Genomic DNA, 16,043 nt, shown 5'->3' on the forward strand with positions numbered 1-16,043 from the left:
ACGATCGTGCGCATCCTTCTCCTGTGTCACGCCTTCAACAGTCTCAGCCAGCGCGTCCATAGCGAGCTCGGCGCCCGCGGCCACCAGCTGGCCGTCGAGTTCGATATCGCCGATTCGGTCGCCGAAGAAGCCGTCGCGCTGTTCCGGCCCGAGCTGATTGTCGCGCCCTACCTGCGGCGGGCGATCCCGGCGTCGATCTGGCAAACGCACACCTGCCTGATCGTCCATCCCGGAATCGTCGGCGACCGTGGTCCGTCGGCGCTCGACTGGGCGATCCAGGACGGCGAGCCGGAGTGGGGAGTCACCGTCCTGCAGGCGACCGGCGAACTCGACGGCGGTCCGGTGTGGGCCAGCGAACGCTTTGCCATGCGCGTCGCCAGCAAGGCTAGCGTCTATCGCCACGAAGTCAGCGAAGCGGCGACCAGCGCCGTGCTGCGCGCCGTCGAGCGCTTCGCCAGCGGCACCTTCACGCCGCTGCCGGTCGATGCCGCCGACACCAGCGTGCGTGGCCGCCAGCGACCCTTGATGAAGCAGGCGCAGCGCGCCATCGACTGGCAGTGCGACAGCAGCGAGGCCATTCTCGCCAGCCTCAACGCCGCCGATGGTTTCCCGGGCGTCGCCGATCAACTGTTTGGCGAGCCCTGCCGGCTGTTCGACGGCTGCCGTGAAGACACGCTGGCTGGCGGCCCGCCTGGCGCCGTGATCGCCTGGCGCGAAACGGCGATCCTGCGGGCGACGGTCGATGGCGCGCTATGGATCGGCCATGTCCGGCAATCAGAGCCGGCGACGTCGTTCAAGCTGCCGGCGGCGCAGGTCTTTGCCGCGCAACTGGCGAATGTTCCGGAGGCGCCGCTGGCCAGCGACCTGCAGCCTTTCGCGCCGCGTGGCGCAACCTGGCAGGACATCCGTTACGAACAGGCCGGCGGCGTCGGTTTCCTGCATTTCGACTTCTACAACGGCGCCATGAGCACGCGCCAGTGTCAGCGTCTGCTCGCCGCCTGGCGCTGGGCGACGCAGCAGCCGGTCGCCGTCATCGTCCTGATGGGTGGCCGCGACTACTGGTCGAACGGCATCCACCTGCACAGCATCGAGGCTGCCGAATCACCGGCCGACGAGTCGTGGGCCAACATCAACGCCATCGACGACCTCGCCGCAGCGATCATCGGCGGCGATCGCCAGTTGACCGTCGCCGCGCTGCAGGGCAATTGTGGCGCCGGTGGCTGCTTCCTGGCGCGCGCGGCCGACCTGGTCTGGGCGCGCGCTGGCGTTCTCCTCAATCCGCACTACCGCAACATGGGCAACCTCTTCGGTTCGGAGTACTGGACCTATCTGCTGCCGCCGCGCGTCGGCGTCGAAGGCGCGCAGGCGATGATGCGCAACCGCTTGCCGATGAGCGCCGCCGCCGGCGTCGCGGCGGGCTTCGTCGACGCCTGCCTGGCGGCCGACCCCGCCGCTTTCCGCGTCGACGTCGCGCGTCGCGCCGGCGAACTGGCGGCGGCGCCCGAACTCGCCGAGCGCTTGCAGAACAAGCGCGCGCGCCGCCAGGCCGACGAGGCGGCGAAACCGCTGGCCAGCTATCGCGCCGAAGAACTCGCCGAGCTGCAGCGCAACTTCTACGGCTTCGACCCGAGCTATCACGTTGCCCGCTACCATTTCGTGCACAAGACGCCGCAGTCGTGGACGCCGCGCCATCTGGCGATTCATCGCGAGCTCGGCTGGAGCGTTCCGGAATGAGCGCCAGGGCGCGGCCCAAGCTGCCGACGGTGCTCGTCGTCGACGACGAGCTGCGCTCGCAGGAAGCGCTGCGGCGGACGCTCGAGGACGACTTCGAGGTGTTCACCGCGGCCAGCGCCGAAGAGGCGCAGCGGATCATGGAGACCGAGTGGGTGCAGATCATCGTCTGCGACCAGCGCATGCCGCAGACCACCGGCGTCGAGTTTCTCAAGGCGGTGCGCAGCCAGTGGCCCGACACCTTGCGGATCATCCTCTCGGGTTATACCGACGCCGAAGAAATCATCGCCGGCGTCAACGAAGCCGGCATCTACCAGTACCTGATGAAGCCCTGGCAGCCCGAGCAGTTGTTGCTGACCTTGCAGACCGCCGCCAAGCTCTATCGCCTGCAACAGGAGAATCAGCGGCTGTCGCTCGACCTGCGCACCGCCGAACCCGAGCTCGCCCGCCGCGTCGCGATGAAATACGAACGCGTCAAGCGCGAGTTCGGTCTCGACGGCCTGATTCGCACTCCCGACAGCCCGCTCAACGCGGTCTGCGAACTGATCGAGAAGATCGCGCCTTTCGATCTGTCGGTGCTGATCAGCGGCGAATCGGGTACCGGCAAGGAGATGCTGGCGCGCGCCATCCACTTCTGCAGCCGCCGCGCCGAAAAACCCTTCGTCGTCGAAAACTGCGGCGCGCTGCCCGACCAGTTGCTCGAAGCCGAGCTCTTCGGCTACAAGCGCGGCGCCTTCACCGGCGCTTACGAAGATCGCAGCGGTCGCTTCCAGCAGGCCGACGGCGGCACGCTGTTTCTCGACGAAATTGGCGACACCAGCCCGGCTTTCCAGGTCAAGCTGCTGCGCGTCCTGCAGGAAGGCGAGTTCCGGCCGCTCGGCGCAACGCGGCCGCAATCGACCGACGTCCGCGTCGTCGCCGCCACCCATCACGACCTCGAGGCCGACGTCCGTGCCGGCAGCTTCCGCGAGGATCTCTACTACCGCCTGGCGACCGTGCCGCTACACGTGCCGGCCTTGCGCGAGCGGGCGATGGACATTCCGCTGCTCGCCGGTCGTCTGCTCGACGCCAGCCAGCGCGTTCTCGGCAAGAACGTCGACGGCTTCACCACCGAGGCGCTGGCGTGCCTGGCGGCGTATGCGTGGCCGGGCAACGTCCGCGAGTTGCAGAACGAGATCCTGCGCATGCTGGCGATCGCCGAATCGCCGCGCCTCGGCGCCGACCTGCTGGCGCCGCGCATCCTGCGCACGCCGGCGCTCGACCAGCGCGAAGACGAGCTGCTCGAGCTGATCGCCGTCGATGGCGGCCTCAAGGAACGCCTCGAAGGACTCGAAGTGCGGGTCCTCAAGGAGACGCTGATCCGCCACCGCTGGAACAAGTCGCGGGCGGCCAGCGAATTGGGCCTGTCGCGCGTCGGCCTGCGCCACAAACTGCTGCGTTACGGACTCGAGCGCGGATGAAACTGCTCTGGCTACAGGCCGCCGGTTGCGGCGGCTGCACGCAGTCGCTGCTCGGCGCCGAGAACCGCGCCGGCGTTCTCGCGCAGCTCGCCGACGCCGGCGTCGAACTGCTCTTCCACCCGGCGCTGTCGGAAGCCAGCGGCGAGGAGTCGCTGGCGCTGCTGCGCGCCGCCGCCGACGGCAGCCTGCCTTTCGACATCCTCTGCGTCGAAGGCGCGCTGCTGCGCGGGCCGAACGGCAGCGGCCGCTTCCAGCTGCTCGCCGGCAGTGGCCGGCCGCTGATCGACTGGCTGCGCGAGCTCGCGGCGCGGGCGCGCTACGTGTTGGCGATCGGCAGTTGCAGCGCTTTCGGCGGCATCATCTCGGCCGGCGAAAATCTCACCGACGCCTGCGGCCTGCAGTTCGACGGCGACCAGGAAGGCGGCGTGCTCGGCGGCGACTTCCGGGCGCTGGCCGGCTTGCCGGTGATCAACGTCGCCGGTTGCCCGGCGCATCCCGGCTGGATCGTCGACACGCTGCTGTCGCTGGGACTTGGCGCGCTCGGCGCCAGCGATCTCGACGCCTGGCAGCGGCCGCACTTCTACAGCGAACAACTGGTCCATCACGGCTGCCCACGCAACGAGTACTACGAGTTCAAGGCCAGCGCGCAGAAGCTTTCCGACCTCGGCTGCCTGATGGAAAACATGGGCTGCAAGGGTACCCAGGCCAACGCCGACTGCAACCTGCGGCCGTGGAACGGCGTCGGCTCGTGCCTGCGCGGCGGTTTTGCGTGCATTTCGTGTACCGAACCGGGTTTTGAGGAGCCCGGCCATCCGTTCATGGAGACGCCGAAGGTCGCCGGCATCCCGACCGGCTTGCCGACCGACATGCCGAAGGCGTGGTTCGTCGCGCTCGCCGCCTTGTCGAAGTCGGCGACGCCCCGGCGCGTGCGCGAGAACTCGCGCGCCGACCATCCGCTGATCCGGCCCGGCATCCGCAAGAGCGGTCCCAAATGACTCGCCGGCTGAGCATCGGCCCGTTCAATCGCGTCGAAGGCGACCTCGAAGTGACGCTGAGCATCGCCGACGGTCGCGTCGAGTCGGCGCAGGTTTGCTCGTCGCTCTATCGCGGCTTCGAGCAACTGCTGCTCGGCAAGCATCCGCTCGACGCGCTGGTGATCGTGCCGCGCATCTGCGGCATCTGCTCGGTCTCGCAGTCGGCCGCGGCGGCCGCCGCGCTGGCCGACGCCAGCGGCGTGGCGATGCCGGCCAACGGCCGCCTCGCCAGCCAGCTGATCCTCGCTTGCGAAAACCTTGCCGACCACCTGACGCACTTCTACCTGTTCTTCATGCCCGACTTTGCGCGCGCCGCGTATCGCGGCCGCGCCTGGCACGCGCACGCCGAGCGGCGCTTCAAGGCCGAGACCGGCGAAGCGCTGCGCGAGGTCCTGCCGGCGCGCGCCGACTGGCTGCGGCTGATGGGCTACCTGGCCGGCAAGTGGCCGCATAGCCTGGCGCTGCAACCCGGCGGCACGACGCGCGCGGTGAGCGCTACCGAGCGCGTCCGCCTGCTGACCGTCCTGCGCGAGTTTCGCGCCTTCCTCAGCGCCACGCTGTTTGGCGATACGCTCGAGAACGTCACCGCCATCAGCAGCGTCGAGCAGCTCGCCGCCTGGGCGCGCGGGCGGCCAGGCGACTTCCCGCGTTTCCTCGAAATCGCCGACGATCTCGGCCTCGAGCGCATCGGTCGCGCCAGCGACTGCTTCCTCAGCTATGGTGCCTACGGCCAGCCGGCTGGCAGCGATCAGGGGCAGGGCGGCGCTGGCAGTCTGCCGCTCTTCGCCCGCGGCGTCTGGCACGACGGCGCGCTGCGGCGTCTTGAAGAACCACTGATCAGCGAAGACGTGACGCACGCCTGGCTACTCGGCGAGCAGCCGCTGCACCCGCGGCAAGGCGAAACACGGCCGCTGCTCGGCGAGTTTGCCGAGCGCCCCGACGCCTATACCTGGTGCAAGGCGCCGCGCTACGCTGGCGACGTCGTCGAGACCGGCGCGCTGGCGCGGCAGATGGTCGCCGGCCAGCCGTTATTGCGCGCGCTGGTCGCCGCCAGCGGCGGCAGCGTCCTGGCGCGCGTCGTCGCCCGCGTCTTCGAACTGGCGCTGGTCGTCCCGGCGATGGAGCGCTGGGCACACGCGCTGACTCCCGACGAAGCCTTCTGCAGCCAATGGCAACTCCCCGACCACGCCGACGCCGTCGGCCTCGTCGAAGCCGCGCGCGGCGCGCTCGGCCACTGGCTGCGCATCGAGCGCGGCAAGATCAGCCGCTACCAGATCATCGCCCCGACCACCTGGAACTTCTCACCCCGCGACGCCGTCGGCGTTCCCGGCGCACTCGAACAGGCGCTGGTCGGCCTGCCGGTAGAAGAGGGCGAAAGCGCGCCGCTCGTGGTGCAACACGTCGTGCGCTCGTTTGATCCGTGCATGGTGTGCACCGTGCATTGAAAAACAGAATGTATAAACCAAGATGTTGGACGAGCCCCGTGCTACCAACTGGTAAGTATTCGGCCAACCCGTAGCGCGCCAGCGCCATTGCCGAGGCGGGTTAGCGGCAGAGGACTGATCGGAAGGATCGGTGAAGGGGATAGAGCCAGATATCCTTGATCGGGAGGATCGACTTGCGGGTGGGGCACTTCTTGCCTCGGCCGGCGGTTTGGCCGACCTTGATCCAGTTGGCGGCCTGGTAGCAGGTGCCGCGATGGCGGGGCGTCTCGACGAAGGTTTCGAGTAGTACGGGGCGGTAGCCGTAGCGCGCCAGCCAGTCCTTGGGCAATTGCCGCTGCATAAGCGAGAGGATCTTGGAGGCCAGGCCCTTGCACTGGATCCAGGGCAGGATCAGAAAGCGGGCATTGTTCACCACCAGTTGCAGGTTCCTTTGTCGCTGCTCATCGTGCCAACCGATGAATTGCTCGCGCGCGGCGAGTTTCCAGGCGCTGGCGCCGAAGCTGAGCAAGGCGACCAGGGTCTCGCCGGCGAAGACGAAGTAGCGGCTCTGACTGCCCGCCATGGGCGTGTGGCCGAGATAGTGGTAGCGGGCGATGTACTCGTTCCACAGACGCGAGTTCGCCGAACCGACGACCTGATGCAGACGCAGCGGCGGCAGTTCATGCACCGGCTGGGTGAGCAACGGTTGTGGATCGGTGGCGTGAGTAGGCAGATACTCGGGTTGGCGAGGAGCGGCCCGTCGTGCCGCCGGCAGGGTGAGCAGGCCGTCGGCCTGCATACGCAGCATGGCCACCCGGCAGGTCATATCCTTCAGCTCGCCATTGGGCTTACGCCAGTCGAAGAGCTCACACACCTGGCGCGACAGTTGCGCGCGGCTGCTGCCAGGATGGGCTTCGATCAGGCGGCAGAGGGCCTGCAGTTCGTCGTCGGTAAAGTGACGCCCGCAATAAGGCTTCACGAGCTATCGATGGGACGGCTCTGATCGACCGGGATGCCACGCATCTGAGCCAGTCGATCGGTCGCCATCGCCCAGGGCAGAAAGGCACTCAAGTCCGTCGGCGGCAGGTTGCCGTTGGCGGCGCAGGCCTCCAGATACGCCGTCAGCCAGGTGCGCGGGTTGATTCCCCACAAGCGCAGCGTCAGCAGCAAGCTGAACATCGTCGCGGCGAGTGCGCCGGACCAGAGACTGCCCGACCCATAGAAGTTCTTGCGTGCGACCACCGGCGTGCGCTGTGCGCGCTCGGCGGCATTATTGTCCATCGCCACCTCGGGGCGGTCGACAAAGACGGTCAGGCCGGACCAATGTTTGCGCATGCTTCGCAGCACCTTGCTCGCCGGCATTTTGAGCGCCGGGTTCGCCAGTTCGCTTTCCCGTTGACTGGCCATTTGCGTGATCGCCTGCCGCAAGGCGCGGTCGCGTTCGGCCCACTGTACTGGGTCGCTACGGACTTCCAGGCGCCGTCCATTCAAGTGGTAGAGCTGAGCGATCTGCTCGACCCAGGCCAGTGCCCAGTCCGCGAGCTCCGGATGGGCGTTGGCCAGTTCCAGGAAATCACGCCGCTGATGTGCCCAGCAGAAAGCCAGAATGAAGTGGTCAAGGACTCGCGCGAGCTTCTTGTAGGCCGAATAGCGATCACAGATGATGACTCCTCCGGCGCTACCGGAGAGCTCCCGGATCGGCACCGCCGCCGAGCGGCTCGGGTCGAGCACGAAGTGGATGACCGATGGGCCGTGGAACACCCAGAAATACCAGCGATGTCCGACCTTCCCTTCGGTCTCGGCAAAGACCCGCCAGCGGGTCTCGTCTGCGTGCCACTGTTTCTCGCTGCGTAGTTGGCCAAGCAGTGCTTCTTCAAGCGGCTCGAACAGCGGTGCCAAGGCACGCAGTCCGCCGGCCACCGTTCCTGCCGAGAGCGTCAGTCCGTGGTCGGACAAGTCTCGCAGAAGCCGATGCGTCGGCTGGCCGTACAAGAACTTCGACAGCAGCAGGTGCACCCAGATCGACACGCCGTACTTTCCACGCGGGATCAATCGTGCCGGCGGTGGCGCGGTCAGAATACCCCGCGCGCCCGAACACTGACAGGTCCGCCGGTAGCGCCGCCGGCAGATCTTCCGGCGGTAGGCCTTGACCTCGATCTCGAGGACTTCACTGTCTTCCGTGCCGGGAAAGTCGACGTAGCCCAGACCACAGTCCGGGCAATGCGGGCAGTCGATGTCGATGACCTCGATCTGCGTCGGCAAGTGACTTTCCGGGTTCCGCCCGTGACCCGCTGCTCCCGGTTGCTGACCTCGAGCTCGCGACGATTTTTGGTCCGCCGCCGGGTTCTTCTCGGCTCCCGAAGAGCGTTCTGACTTGCGACCAAACAGGCGTTTTTGCAGATCGCGGATCTTGCCCTTGGCCTGCTCCAGTTCGCTGCGCAAGGCCGCCTCGCGCGCCGCCGCTTGCGCCATTTCCACCCGATGAGCGGCCTCCGATTGCGCCAACCGAACCAGCGCTTGTCGATGTTGGCTCCGCCAGAAGCTGGCCTCCCAGCGGAGCTTGATTTCCTGCTCCTTGGTCAACGTCACCAACACCTCGGCGAACGGCGCCACTTGGCGGTGACTTGCCGCCGATCCTCCGCCAATGATGTCCGCACCCGTGTCCATGCGCCGCATGGTGCCGGATTTCCGCTGCTGTGTCCAGTCCAGATTTCCGGTCTACCCGCCAATCGCTGACTGAACCACGCCGACCAAAAAAGCGGGGGCTACGGGTTCACCGAATACTTACACCAACTGCGCGGCGTAGCTGTTTCGAGAAGGTGAAGAGTTGTGTGGGTGCGGCAGCGGTAGCGGCGCCATCGAGAGAGACCGCGGAGGTCAGCTTCCGGCCATAACGAATAAGGATAGATCGTGCGAAGCCACGATCTGATCCGTTTGTTGGACGAGCCCGGGCCGGAGCGCTGGGCGCGCCCTCTGCAAATATCTTTTTTGGATTTACCCCGCAGGCATGAATGCCGAAGGGCGGGGAGCGGGCCGTCGCCGCGCGCTGCGGCACCGTCAGCGAAGATCGCGCAAATCCGGCCGTTTTGGCGTCCCGGCCACTGAACTCCGGGCGACCCCGTCACTCAGCTTGGGGAAACTGAAGTCCCAAAGGCGGCCGGACAGCGCTGTGAAGGCGGCTTACACGATCAGGCAGCGATCGCGACGAGCGGTGGAGCAGCGACGAAGGCGGGCGATGTTGATCGAATACGCGTCCGGACAATTGACATCACGGAGCCACAGCACGGGCAAAGCATCGCTGGCCGCTCCTTGCGCGGCGGCGTGAAGCGGCTGGGATCGAACTTCAGCAAGCGGTGCAGCAAACTGATCAGGCGCTTGCAGTTGGCGTGCAGGAAGCCGAAATTGCGGGCGCGGCGAAAGCCCTTGGGTAGCACGTGCTGGAGGATCAGCCAGAGGAAATCGGCGCCGGCTAGCGAGCGCTTTTCCGACTTGCCGGTTTGTGCGTTGCGGTAGCGGAAGCTCACCCGCCCATCCTTACAAGCGAGGATGTCCTGTTCACGGATGACGCCGCGGTAGAGGTAACGACCGAGGTAGATCAGGGCCTTCTCGCCGCTGCCCACCGATTTGCAGTGCGCTACCCATTCCCGCGGATAGGACGCCGGCAGGCAAATGCCGGCCGCCTCGATCGCCGCCAGCATTTTGGCCCGGAAGACCTTGGCCATCGCCTTCTCGTTGAACAGGTAGGTGCCGTTCTTGCCGCGCCGCTTGCGTCGCCAGCGCTGCTTCGCGGCATCGATCGCTGCCGCGGGGACGACGAGATGGACATGCGGGTGGAAGTCGAGCCGACGCGAGTGCGTGTGCAGGACCGCGATGGCGCCGGGCGTGCCCTGCAACTGCCGGTCGTTCTGACTGAAGCGGTGCACCGTTTCCCAGGCACAGCGCATCAAGCCATCGAAGACGACGTCGGCGTGCGCCGCAGCGAGCCCGCGCAATTCGGCCGGCAGCGTGAAGGTCAGCAGAAAGTAGTCGGCCGGGACGAGGCGCTCTATCTGACGTTCCAGCCATTGCTGGCTCTCGTGGTGCTGGCAGTGCGGGCAAAGGCGATGGCCGCAGGAATGCGGAACGAGTTTTTGCTGATCGCAGCCTTCGCACTGGAGCTGCATCATCGGGCTGGCCGGGCCGCGGCAATCGCGCATCGCCGAGAGTGCCCGAAGCTGATCGAAGCTCAGGCGGTGGCGAAATTGCGTCATGAAGTCCGCTTCGAATTCGGCAATGACAGAGCCGAGGCGGATCATCGCGGCGTCCCCTTGCTCAGACAAAAGCGGTCCATCAGCGCGTTGATGCGGTCGATGGCGTGATGCCGGGTTTGATCCGTCAGATGGGTGTAGCGAACCGTCGTGAGAATCGAGTGATGGCCGAGAATGCTCTGCACCTCGGTGAGCTCGACGCCCGCCTCGATCAGGTGCGTGGCATAGGCGTGACGCAAACTGTGCGGCGAAATGTTTTTTTTAGCCCGCAGGATTCGACCACCGCCCGCAGTGCCTTCTGAACGCCGCTGCGATTGAGCGGTGTCCTGGCGCTGCTCGCACCTGGCAAGCCGCCGCGGCGATTGGGAAACAGCAGAACGGGATTACGGTGGCGCTGCCAGAAACAACGCAGGAGTCGGTAGGTGGCCGTCGGCAGCGGCACCAGGCGATCCTTGTTGCCCTTGGCATCGCGGATATGCACCCGCCCGCGCGCGCCGTCGATGTCGGCGACCGTCAGCCGTAAGCCTTCGCCCAGGCGCAGGCCGAGACTGTAGAGGGTGAAGAAGAAAACGCGGTAACTGAGCACCTGCGTGGCCAGAAAAATCCGCTCGGTCTCCTCGACCGTGACGATGTCCGGCAGGCGCAGCGAGCGCGGCGGCTTGATCAGACCGGGCGCCACCCAGGGTTTCTTCAGCACGTGCTCGTAGTAAAACTTGAGCCCGTACAGATCGAGCTTGAGCGAACTCCAGGAGTGCATCTCACGCAGGTCGGCGAAGTAATCCAACAGGTCGGCCTCGCTCAGATCGTCGATCTGATGAGCGAAGTAATCTCCCACCCGGCGGACGGCGCGCGAATACGCGTCGATCGTCTTCGGCTGCAAGCCCTTGAGCTTCAGGTGCTTCTGGTGCAGCTCGTAGTTCGTGTCAAAAATCGTCGTTGCGACAGCGGACATCTCTTCCATCTTGCGGTAACCTCGCATTCGTCATGAACGTCCCTCGGATGAGGGGCGAGGTCACATCTTGAGTCAACGCGACGACAGCACCGGGGTTTCCTCCGCGTAGCGGCTTCGTCCAACCAGCCATTTGAGGTGCCGTTGAAATTCCTAGCTCTGGACTTCGCCGGATGACGGGTTTGCGGCGAGTAAATTGAAGTACGCTCCGCCTCGACTCGGCCAGAAGCAGCCAGTGAGGGAGCCACTCCCATAGCGGACATCCCATCGAAACCTTCAACCGGTCTAGCGATGATGAGCCGAGCATATAACCTCTGTGGGCGTGATATGCTTCATGGCGTTAAACATGTCTGCTGAGATGGTTATCATCAGGACGTTAACTTATAGGTGGGGCCGAAGGGCTCCTGTGCCTGAGGAGAGCAAGCCCGTGAGTGACGACAAGGATCCGGACTTCCTGGAAAAAGGAGTCGTGACCAATGCTGAAACAGTGGGGAAGGTCCTCATGACGGGGACAGGGCTTGCCGGCATGATCTTGCTGGTAAAGCTGACAGGCGCGGAGAACTTCAAGCTGTTTGATGCCGAGTACCCCATTGTTCATGCTTGGTTTCCCTTCCTACTCTTCACGTTCGCTCACTGGTACGCGGCGGCATTGTTGCTGATGGCGATTACCAAACTGAAAGAGAAGGGCACTGCTGACCTCTGTCATACGGCGTGGCAAGAGGTCTCTGCGAGTGGAAACCTGTTTGTCCGCGGTGCCGTGGCGGCGATGAAGCCACACCCCAAGTATCCGAATCTGTACATCCGCGATCCCGGCGATCCCGCGGTTGTCTTCACCTTGGTTGCCGTTCTGGGCATGATGTTGGCAATCATCCCCTTTGATTTGGCGTTCGTGTTGCTTGGCTGCAAGACATTCGACTGGTCCCAGGTTTGGGCTGCGGTTCTGTTGACCCTCGGGGCTGTCGTCTTCGCCGCCGTCAACTGGTTGATTGGCGGCAACTGGCTCGTGCAGTTCGCTCAGCTGTCGAAAGATCACGTGCTCGCGACAACAACGAATCCGGCCGAACCATCCGCTGCAGCAGACCGCGGGGGCATGTAGGCTTTCTGGAGTTCACAGCCCACCGAGCCCCCGCGGCTGCTGAGCGTGGACGTTGGGCGTCCGCTCTCGATGACCTCGACTGTCTGCATCGGGTCGTCAGCACTCGGTGATCAATGGCCGCTTACGGGAAGCGAAACTTCACTGACCGCTTTCCGGCGACGAATTAGACGAGAGGACGGTCGCGTAGCGACCCTCAGCGGTCCTACGCGGTACCCGAGGTTCTACGGCCGGTGATTGAGTGAACCGGCCGTTCGTGACGAATGGTCACGGACAAGTCGTCGGCCTTTGCGGACGTACGCCATTCACTCCTACTCCGTCTGCTTTGATTACGTTACCTGCCGCTCTTGGCGGTGCTTAAATCCGGGCGCCTGATTATCTGAACCGATGTCATTTCGACTGTTCGTTCGATGGTGTAGCGACCGCGAGCCCGATTTCCTGCCCATACGAAAGCTCAAGCGTGTGCCCGTCCGGGTCTCTAAGGAACGCCCAGAAGCCGACCGGAGGGCCGCTGTCGGTCGGCCCATCTACCGATATCCCGTCTACAGTGGCTCGCGCGCAGCGCTCAATTACCTCTTGCCTGCTGCGACATCCAACACCGAGGTGGGCAAGGGGGCTGAGCCTTGCCGTCACTTCGTTCGACTGAATGAGAACGACGACAAATGGCCGCGTTCCGTCCGTGATCCAGGCCACGTCGGCGCCAGATGCGCTGTCTTGCCTGCGGTGAACCTCGTACAGATCTGCGTAGGCCGCATAGAAGGCAAGACTGCGCTGCATATCCGTTACCGTGAGCGCTACGTGGGTTAGGCCGACGTCGGTCATCTGCTTGCTCTCCTCTTCGTTGGGCCAGCCTAAACAGGCCAGCTGGCGCCGTCACACGATGCCTCTGTGACAGCGATTGGTTTCAAAGGGCCTGCCATTCTAAAGGTACGTTGTACAATTCTGTACGTCGTATATTTTGTGGAGCTCATGCGTCAGCCGTGCCACTCGAACCCATCCCCGACACCCCGCGTCGCGAGCGAAAGCGCCAGCAGACAGCGGACCGCCTGGTCCAGACGGCCTTCGCGCTTTTTGCCGAGCATGGCTACGCCGCAGTCACCATGGAGCAGATCGCCGCGGCGGCCGATGTCGCCAAAGGGACGCTGTACAACTACTTCCCGGTCAAGGAGGCGCTGGTGCGGCACCGGATGCACGCCGATCTGGCTGCCCATCTGCCCGTCCTGCTGAAAGCCGTTCCGGACGGGGCCGGGTGCGCCGAGCGCCTTCGTGCCTTCCTGCATGCATCTGCGGACTACCTCCAGGGCGCGCGCGAGTACCTCCCCGCCTATCTTCAATACCGGCTTGGCCAACCGATCGCGGACATGCAGGGCGCCACCCGTAGCGGCTTGGACCAGGTTTTCGTTGACCTGATCGATGCCGGGCAAGCGGGTGGAGAAATCGCGTCCCACCTCAAGGCCGAGGAATTGGCCTCCCACCTGCAGTTCCTTCACCTCGGCGCGCTGCTCCACTGGCTGGCGCAACCGGAGACTGATCTGCGTGTGGCGTTCGACTGGATGCTTGACATGTTCTTCCACGGCTGTGCCGCAGGAACGGCCTCGTGATTCCGCCCCTCATCGATCTGGCCGACGCTGCGGACGCGCATAGCGCCGTCGTCGGGGGAAAGGCACTCACGCTTGGCCGCATGAAGCGGCTCGGCCTCCCAGTCCCGCCCGGATTGGTGGTAACCGCCCCGGCGCTCGCATCAGGAATCACGCCGGCGCTCGCTGAAAACCTGCAAGCGGAAATCACTCGTCGCGGGTGGGCCGAGAAGGCTTTGGCCGTCCGTTCGTCCGCTCCCCAAGAGGATTCCGCCACCGCATCTTTCGCTGGCATCTTCCACAGCGAGCTCGATGTCCGCGGCTTCGCCGCCATCCAGTCGGCGGTTGCACGCGTATACGGCTCGCGCGATACCCCACAGGCCGTGGCCTACCGGTCGCGAAAGGGAATTGCCGACGACGGCATGGCGGTTCTGGTCATGCCGCTCTTGGATGCCCATGCTGCCGGGGTCGCTTTCACCTGCGATCCGGTCAGCGGTCGCGACGACCGGATCGTGATGCAGGCCGTGCACGGTCTGGCCGACCGGCTGGTCGGCGGCACCGAAAATGGCGCCGAAATCGTGCTCGCCGAGGAACGGCAAAGCGAGACCCTGAGCGTGCTCAACCAACGGGCGGCGGAGGGGCAGTCAATGCCGTTGACCGAGGCCCAGGCGCTCGCGCTCGGCCATCTGCTCCGCGACGCCGCGCAAGCCCTCGACTACGCCGATCCCGCGTTCGATTTCGAGTGGGTGTTTGATGGACAAGAATTCTGGCTCGTCCAGGCTCGTCCGGTAACCGCACGTCCCTGGCACACCTACCCCGCGCTGGCAGGGCAGGAGGCGCTCTGGTCGAACGGCAACACGCGAGATGTCGTCCCGCATGTGATGGGGGCGATGGATTGGATTGGCTGGCGCCGCATGGTCGACATGATGCTGGAACAGGGTTACCGCCTGGCTGGCTACCCGCTGCTGTCTGGCGCACGGCGGTCGGCGCTCATGCACGGCCGGCTATATCTGAACGCCTCGTTCATCCAGTGGGAAGCCTTCGACGCCTTGGGATTCGCGCCGTCGGCGCTCAACGAACTCATGGGCGGCCACCACCCGGAGATCGCTGTGCCTGCCCCGTCCTTGGGCGACCGGATGCGCCGCCTGGGGCGCCTGCTCCGCTTCATCGCACGCTCGCCAGCTTGCCGGCAACGTGGGCGCCAGCAGGCCGAAGCCGCCTTCGAGGATGCGGCGCAATTCCGGGGTGAAACTCCAGCCTCATGGTCAGACGATCAACTCGCCGCTCGGTTGCGCGAGGTGACCGAGAAGGCGCGCACGCGAGAAGGCCTCATGTTCCTCCAGGGTTCAAGCGGGGGAAACCTCTACCTCCTGCTGGAACTCGTCGGCAAAGCGTTTCCGACAGAGCGACACGCGCTGGTTGCCGCGATCATGGCAGGCGGTCCGCCCAGCATCACGGCCCGCCAGGCGTACGAGCTACGGTCGCTGGCAGCGATCGCGGCAGAAGAACCGAAGACGCACGCGTTTCTGGCAGGCCCCCCGCCACGCGACCTCGCCGACCTGCCAAAGGACAGCCGATTCCGGACGGCGCTAAATGATTTCCTGCGGAAGTACGGCCATCGCGGCATCTACGAGAGCTACCTGGCAAGTCCCCGTTTCGCGGAGAACACCGACTACCTGTTGGACCTGATCTCCGCGGAAATTAATGGATCGTCCGACCGTCGCCGCGATGCCGAAGCGCAGCGGCAGGCGATCAGCGAGGAGGCCTGGGCGAAGTTGCGCGGGCGATTGTCGCCACTGCAACGCTGGCGAGCCCGCATGCTGGTCAAGCTCGCCCAAACGGAATCGAACGAGCGCGAATTGGCGCGCAGCGCGATGACCGTCTACGGCGCAGAGATGAGGCGTCTGTTGCTCGAAATCGCCAGGCGAATTTGCGCGCGCGGCTTGCTGAAGCGCCCAGAGGACATCTTCGACTTGACTCCCCATGAAGCGCTTGCCGCATTGCTCGGCCAGTCGACAGGCCATTGCCTCACGGCGCGCGTCTCGTGGCGCCGGAGCCAGCGCCAAGCGTACGAGAAGGGCGAAGCGCCCGAAGTCGTACTCGGAAACCGGGCGCTACCGGCTGCCGAGCCGCATCGGCAATCCGCCAGGACCTGGAATGGCATTGCCGTTGGTGCCGGCGTTGCCGAAGGTGCCGCGCGGCGTATCGATTCGCCCGAGCAGGGAGACCGACTCCTGACCGGCGAGATCCTCATTGCACCGTCTACGGATCCGGCCTGGACACCGCTGTTTCTTCGCGCAGGCGGCCTGGTGATGGAAACCGGTGGCTACCTCTCCCACGGAGCGATCGTGGCACGGGAGTTCGGAATTCCAGCCGTCGTGAACCTGCCCGGTATACGCGCCCGGGTGCGCGACGGTGACCGAATCAGAGTCGACGGGCAACGTGGCGAGGTCACGTTCGTCGATTGATTCAAACAGTCGATTGGCCACCATCCTGGGCGGCCCGGCTTGGCTCATCTTCGCTCAGCC

11 protein-coding genes and 1 pseudogene are annotated in these 16,043 nt (G+C 65.2%); 7 read left to right on the top strand and 5 right to left on the bottom strand.

What is annotated here, in order from left to right; all coding sequences use genetic code 11:
* The first annotated feature begins 6 nt into the window (after positions 1–6).
* From QZ656_RS16295 to QZ656_RS16310, 4 genes are read left to right on the top strand one after another with little or no spacing between them, the layout of a single operon-like run.
* Positions 7–1,734: a hydrogenase maturation protein gene (locus tag QZ656_RS16295; RefSeq protein ID WP_291994382.1), complete on the top strand. Its 1,728-nt coding sequence runs from the start codon at positions 7–9 to the stop codon at positions 1,732–1,734.
* Positions 1,731–3,191 carry a sigma-54 dependent transcriptional regulator gene (locus tag QZ656_RS16300; protein ID WP_291994383.1) on the top strand — a complete coding sequence of 487 codons (1,461 nt, stop codon included), beginning with the start codon at positions 1,731–1,733 and terminating at the stop codon, positions 3,189–3,191. Before QZ656_RS16295 ends, QZ656_RS16300 begins: the two co-directional genes overlap by 4 nt.
* Complete coding sequence (locus QZ656_RS16305; protein ID WP_291994384.1) at positions 3,188–4,186, top strand: HupU protein; 999 nt, start codon at positions 3,188–3,190, stop codon at positions 4,184–4,186. Before QZ656_RS16300 ends, QZ656_RS16305 begins: the two co-directional genes overlap by 4 nt.
* Positions 4,183–5,670, top strand: a complete 1,488-nt coding sequence (locus QZ656_RS16310) for a nickel-dependent hydrogenase large subunit (protein ID WP_291994385.1) — start codon at positions 4,183–4,185, stop codon at positions 5,668–5,670. Before QZ656_RS16305 ends, QZ656_RS16310 begins: the two co-directional genes overlap by 4 nt.
* A 100-nt stretch (positions 5,671–5,770) precedes the next feature.
* Here the strand turns inward: QZ656_RS16310 and QZ656_RS16315 are convergent, their stop codons facing one another.
* From QZ656_RS16315 to QZ656_RS16335, 4 genes and pseudogenes are all read right to left on the bottom strand, one after another.
* Complete coding sequence (locus tag QZ656_RS16315) at positions 5,771–6,628, bottom strand: DUF4338 domain-containing protein (protein WP_291991654.1); 858 nt, start codon at positions 6,626–6,628, stop codon at positions 5,771–5,773.
* A complete protein-coding gene (locus tag QZ656_RS16320; RefSeq protein ID WP_291991655.1) occupies positions 6,625–8,325 on the bottom strand; it encodes an IS66 family transposase in 1,701 nt (566 codons plus the stop codon). Before QZ656_RS16320 ends, QZ656_RS16315 begins: the two co-directional genes overlap by 4 nt.
* A 512-nt stretch (positions 8,326–8,837) precedes the next feature.
* The gene (locus QZ656_RS16325) at positions 8,838–9,944 is read right to left on the bottom strand and encodes a transposase (protein WP_291991620.1); all 1,107 of its coding nucleotides are present in this window, start codon (positions 9,942–9,944) and stop codon (positions 8,838–8,840) included.
* Positions 9,941–10,875, bottom strand: a pseudogene (locus QZ656_RS16335) (site-specific integrase). The gene QZ656_RS16325 and the pseudogene QZ656_RS16335 overlap by 4 nt, the downstream one beginning before the upstream one ends.
* Before the next feature lie 397 nt (positions 10,876–11,272).
* Between QZ656_RS16335 and QZ656_RS16340 the strand changes: the two are divergent.
* On the top strand, positions 11,273–11,941 hold the full coding sequence (locus QZ656_RS16340) for a hypothetical protein (protein WP_291994386.1): 669 nt from the start codon (positions 11,273–11,275) through the stop codon (positions 11,939–11,941).
* A 387-nt stretch (positions 11,942–12,328) separates the two neighbouring features.
* On the opposite strand, the gene QZ656_RS16345 is transcribed toward QZ656_RS16340, so the two are convergent.
* Complete coding sequence (locus QZ656_RS16345) at positions 12,329–12,760, bottom strand: VOC family protein (protein WP_291994387.1); 432 nt, start codon at positions 12,758–12,760, stop codon at positions 12,329–12,331.
* A gap of 158 nt (positions 12,761–12,918) precedes the next feature.
* Here QZ656_RS16345 and QZ656_RS16350 point away from each other — a divergent pair, with 158 nt between their 5' ends.
* Positions 12,919–13,539, top strand: coding sequence for a TetR/AcrR family transcriptional regulator (locus QZ656_RS16350; RefSeq protein ID WP_291994388.1), 621 nt, complete (start codon positions 12,919–12,921; stop codon positions 13,537–13,539).
* On the top strand, positions 13,536–15,983 hold the full coding sequence (locus QZ656_RS16355) for a PEP/pyruvate-binding domain-containing protein (protein WP_291994389.1): 2,448 nt from the start codon (positions 13,536–13,538) through the stop codon (positions 15,981–15,983). Before QZ656_RS16350 ends, QZ656_RS16355 begins: the two co-directional genes overlap by 4 nt.
* Positions 15,984–16,043 lie beyond the last annotated feature (60 nt).

The sequence above is a fragment of the Candidatus Accumulibacter sp. ACC003 genome (assembly GCF_907163085.1).
In the GTDB taxonomy this organism is placed as follows: domain Bacteria; phylum Pseudomonadota; class Gammaproteobacteria; order Burkholderiales; family Rhodocyclaceae; genus Accumulibacter.

Bases quoted from the DNA above. Each gene is read 5' to 3' on its own strand.
- QZ656_RS16300 (WP_291994383.1), top strand. From the start codon at position 1,731: ATGAGCGCCAGGGCGCGGCCCAAGCTGCCGACGGTGCTCGTCGTCGAC.
- QZ656_RS16305 (WP_291994384.1), top strand. From the start codon at position 3,188: ATGAAACTGCTCTGGCTACAGGCCGCCGGTTGCGGCGGCTGCACGCAG.
- QZ656_RS16310 (WP_291994385.1), top strand. From the start codon at position 4,183: ATGACTCGCCGGCTGAGCATCGGCCCGTTCAATCGCGTCGAAGGCGAC.
- QZ656_RS16320 (WP_291991655.1), bottom strand. From the start codon at position 8,325: ATGCGGCGCATGGACACGGGTGCGGACATCATTGGCGGAGGATCGGCG.
- QZ656_RS16325 (WP_291991620.1), bottom strand. From the start codon at position 9,944: ATGATCCGCCTCGGCTCTGTCATTGCCGAATTCGAAGCGGACTTCATG.
- QZ656_RS16345 (WP_291994387.1), bottom strand. From the start codon at position 12,760: ATGACCGACGTCGGCCTAACCCACGTAGCGCTCACGGTAACGGATATG.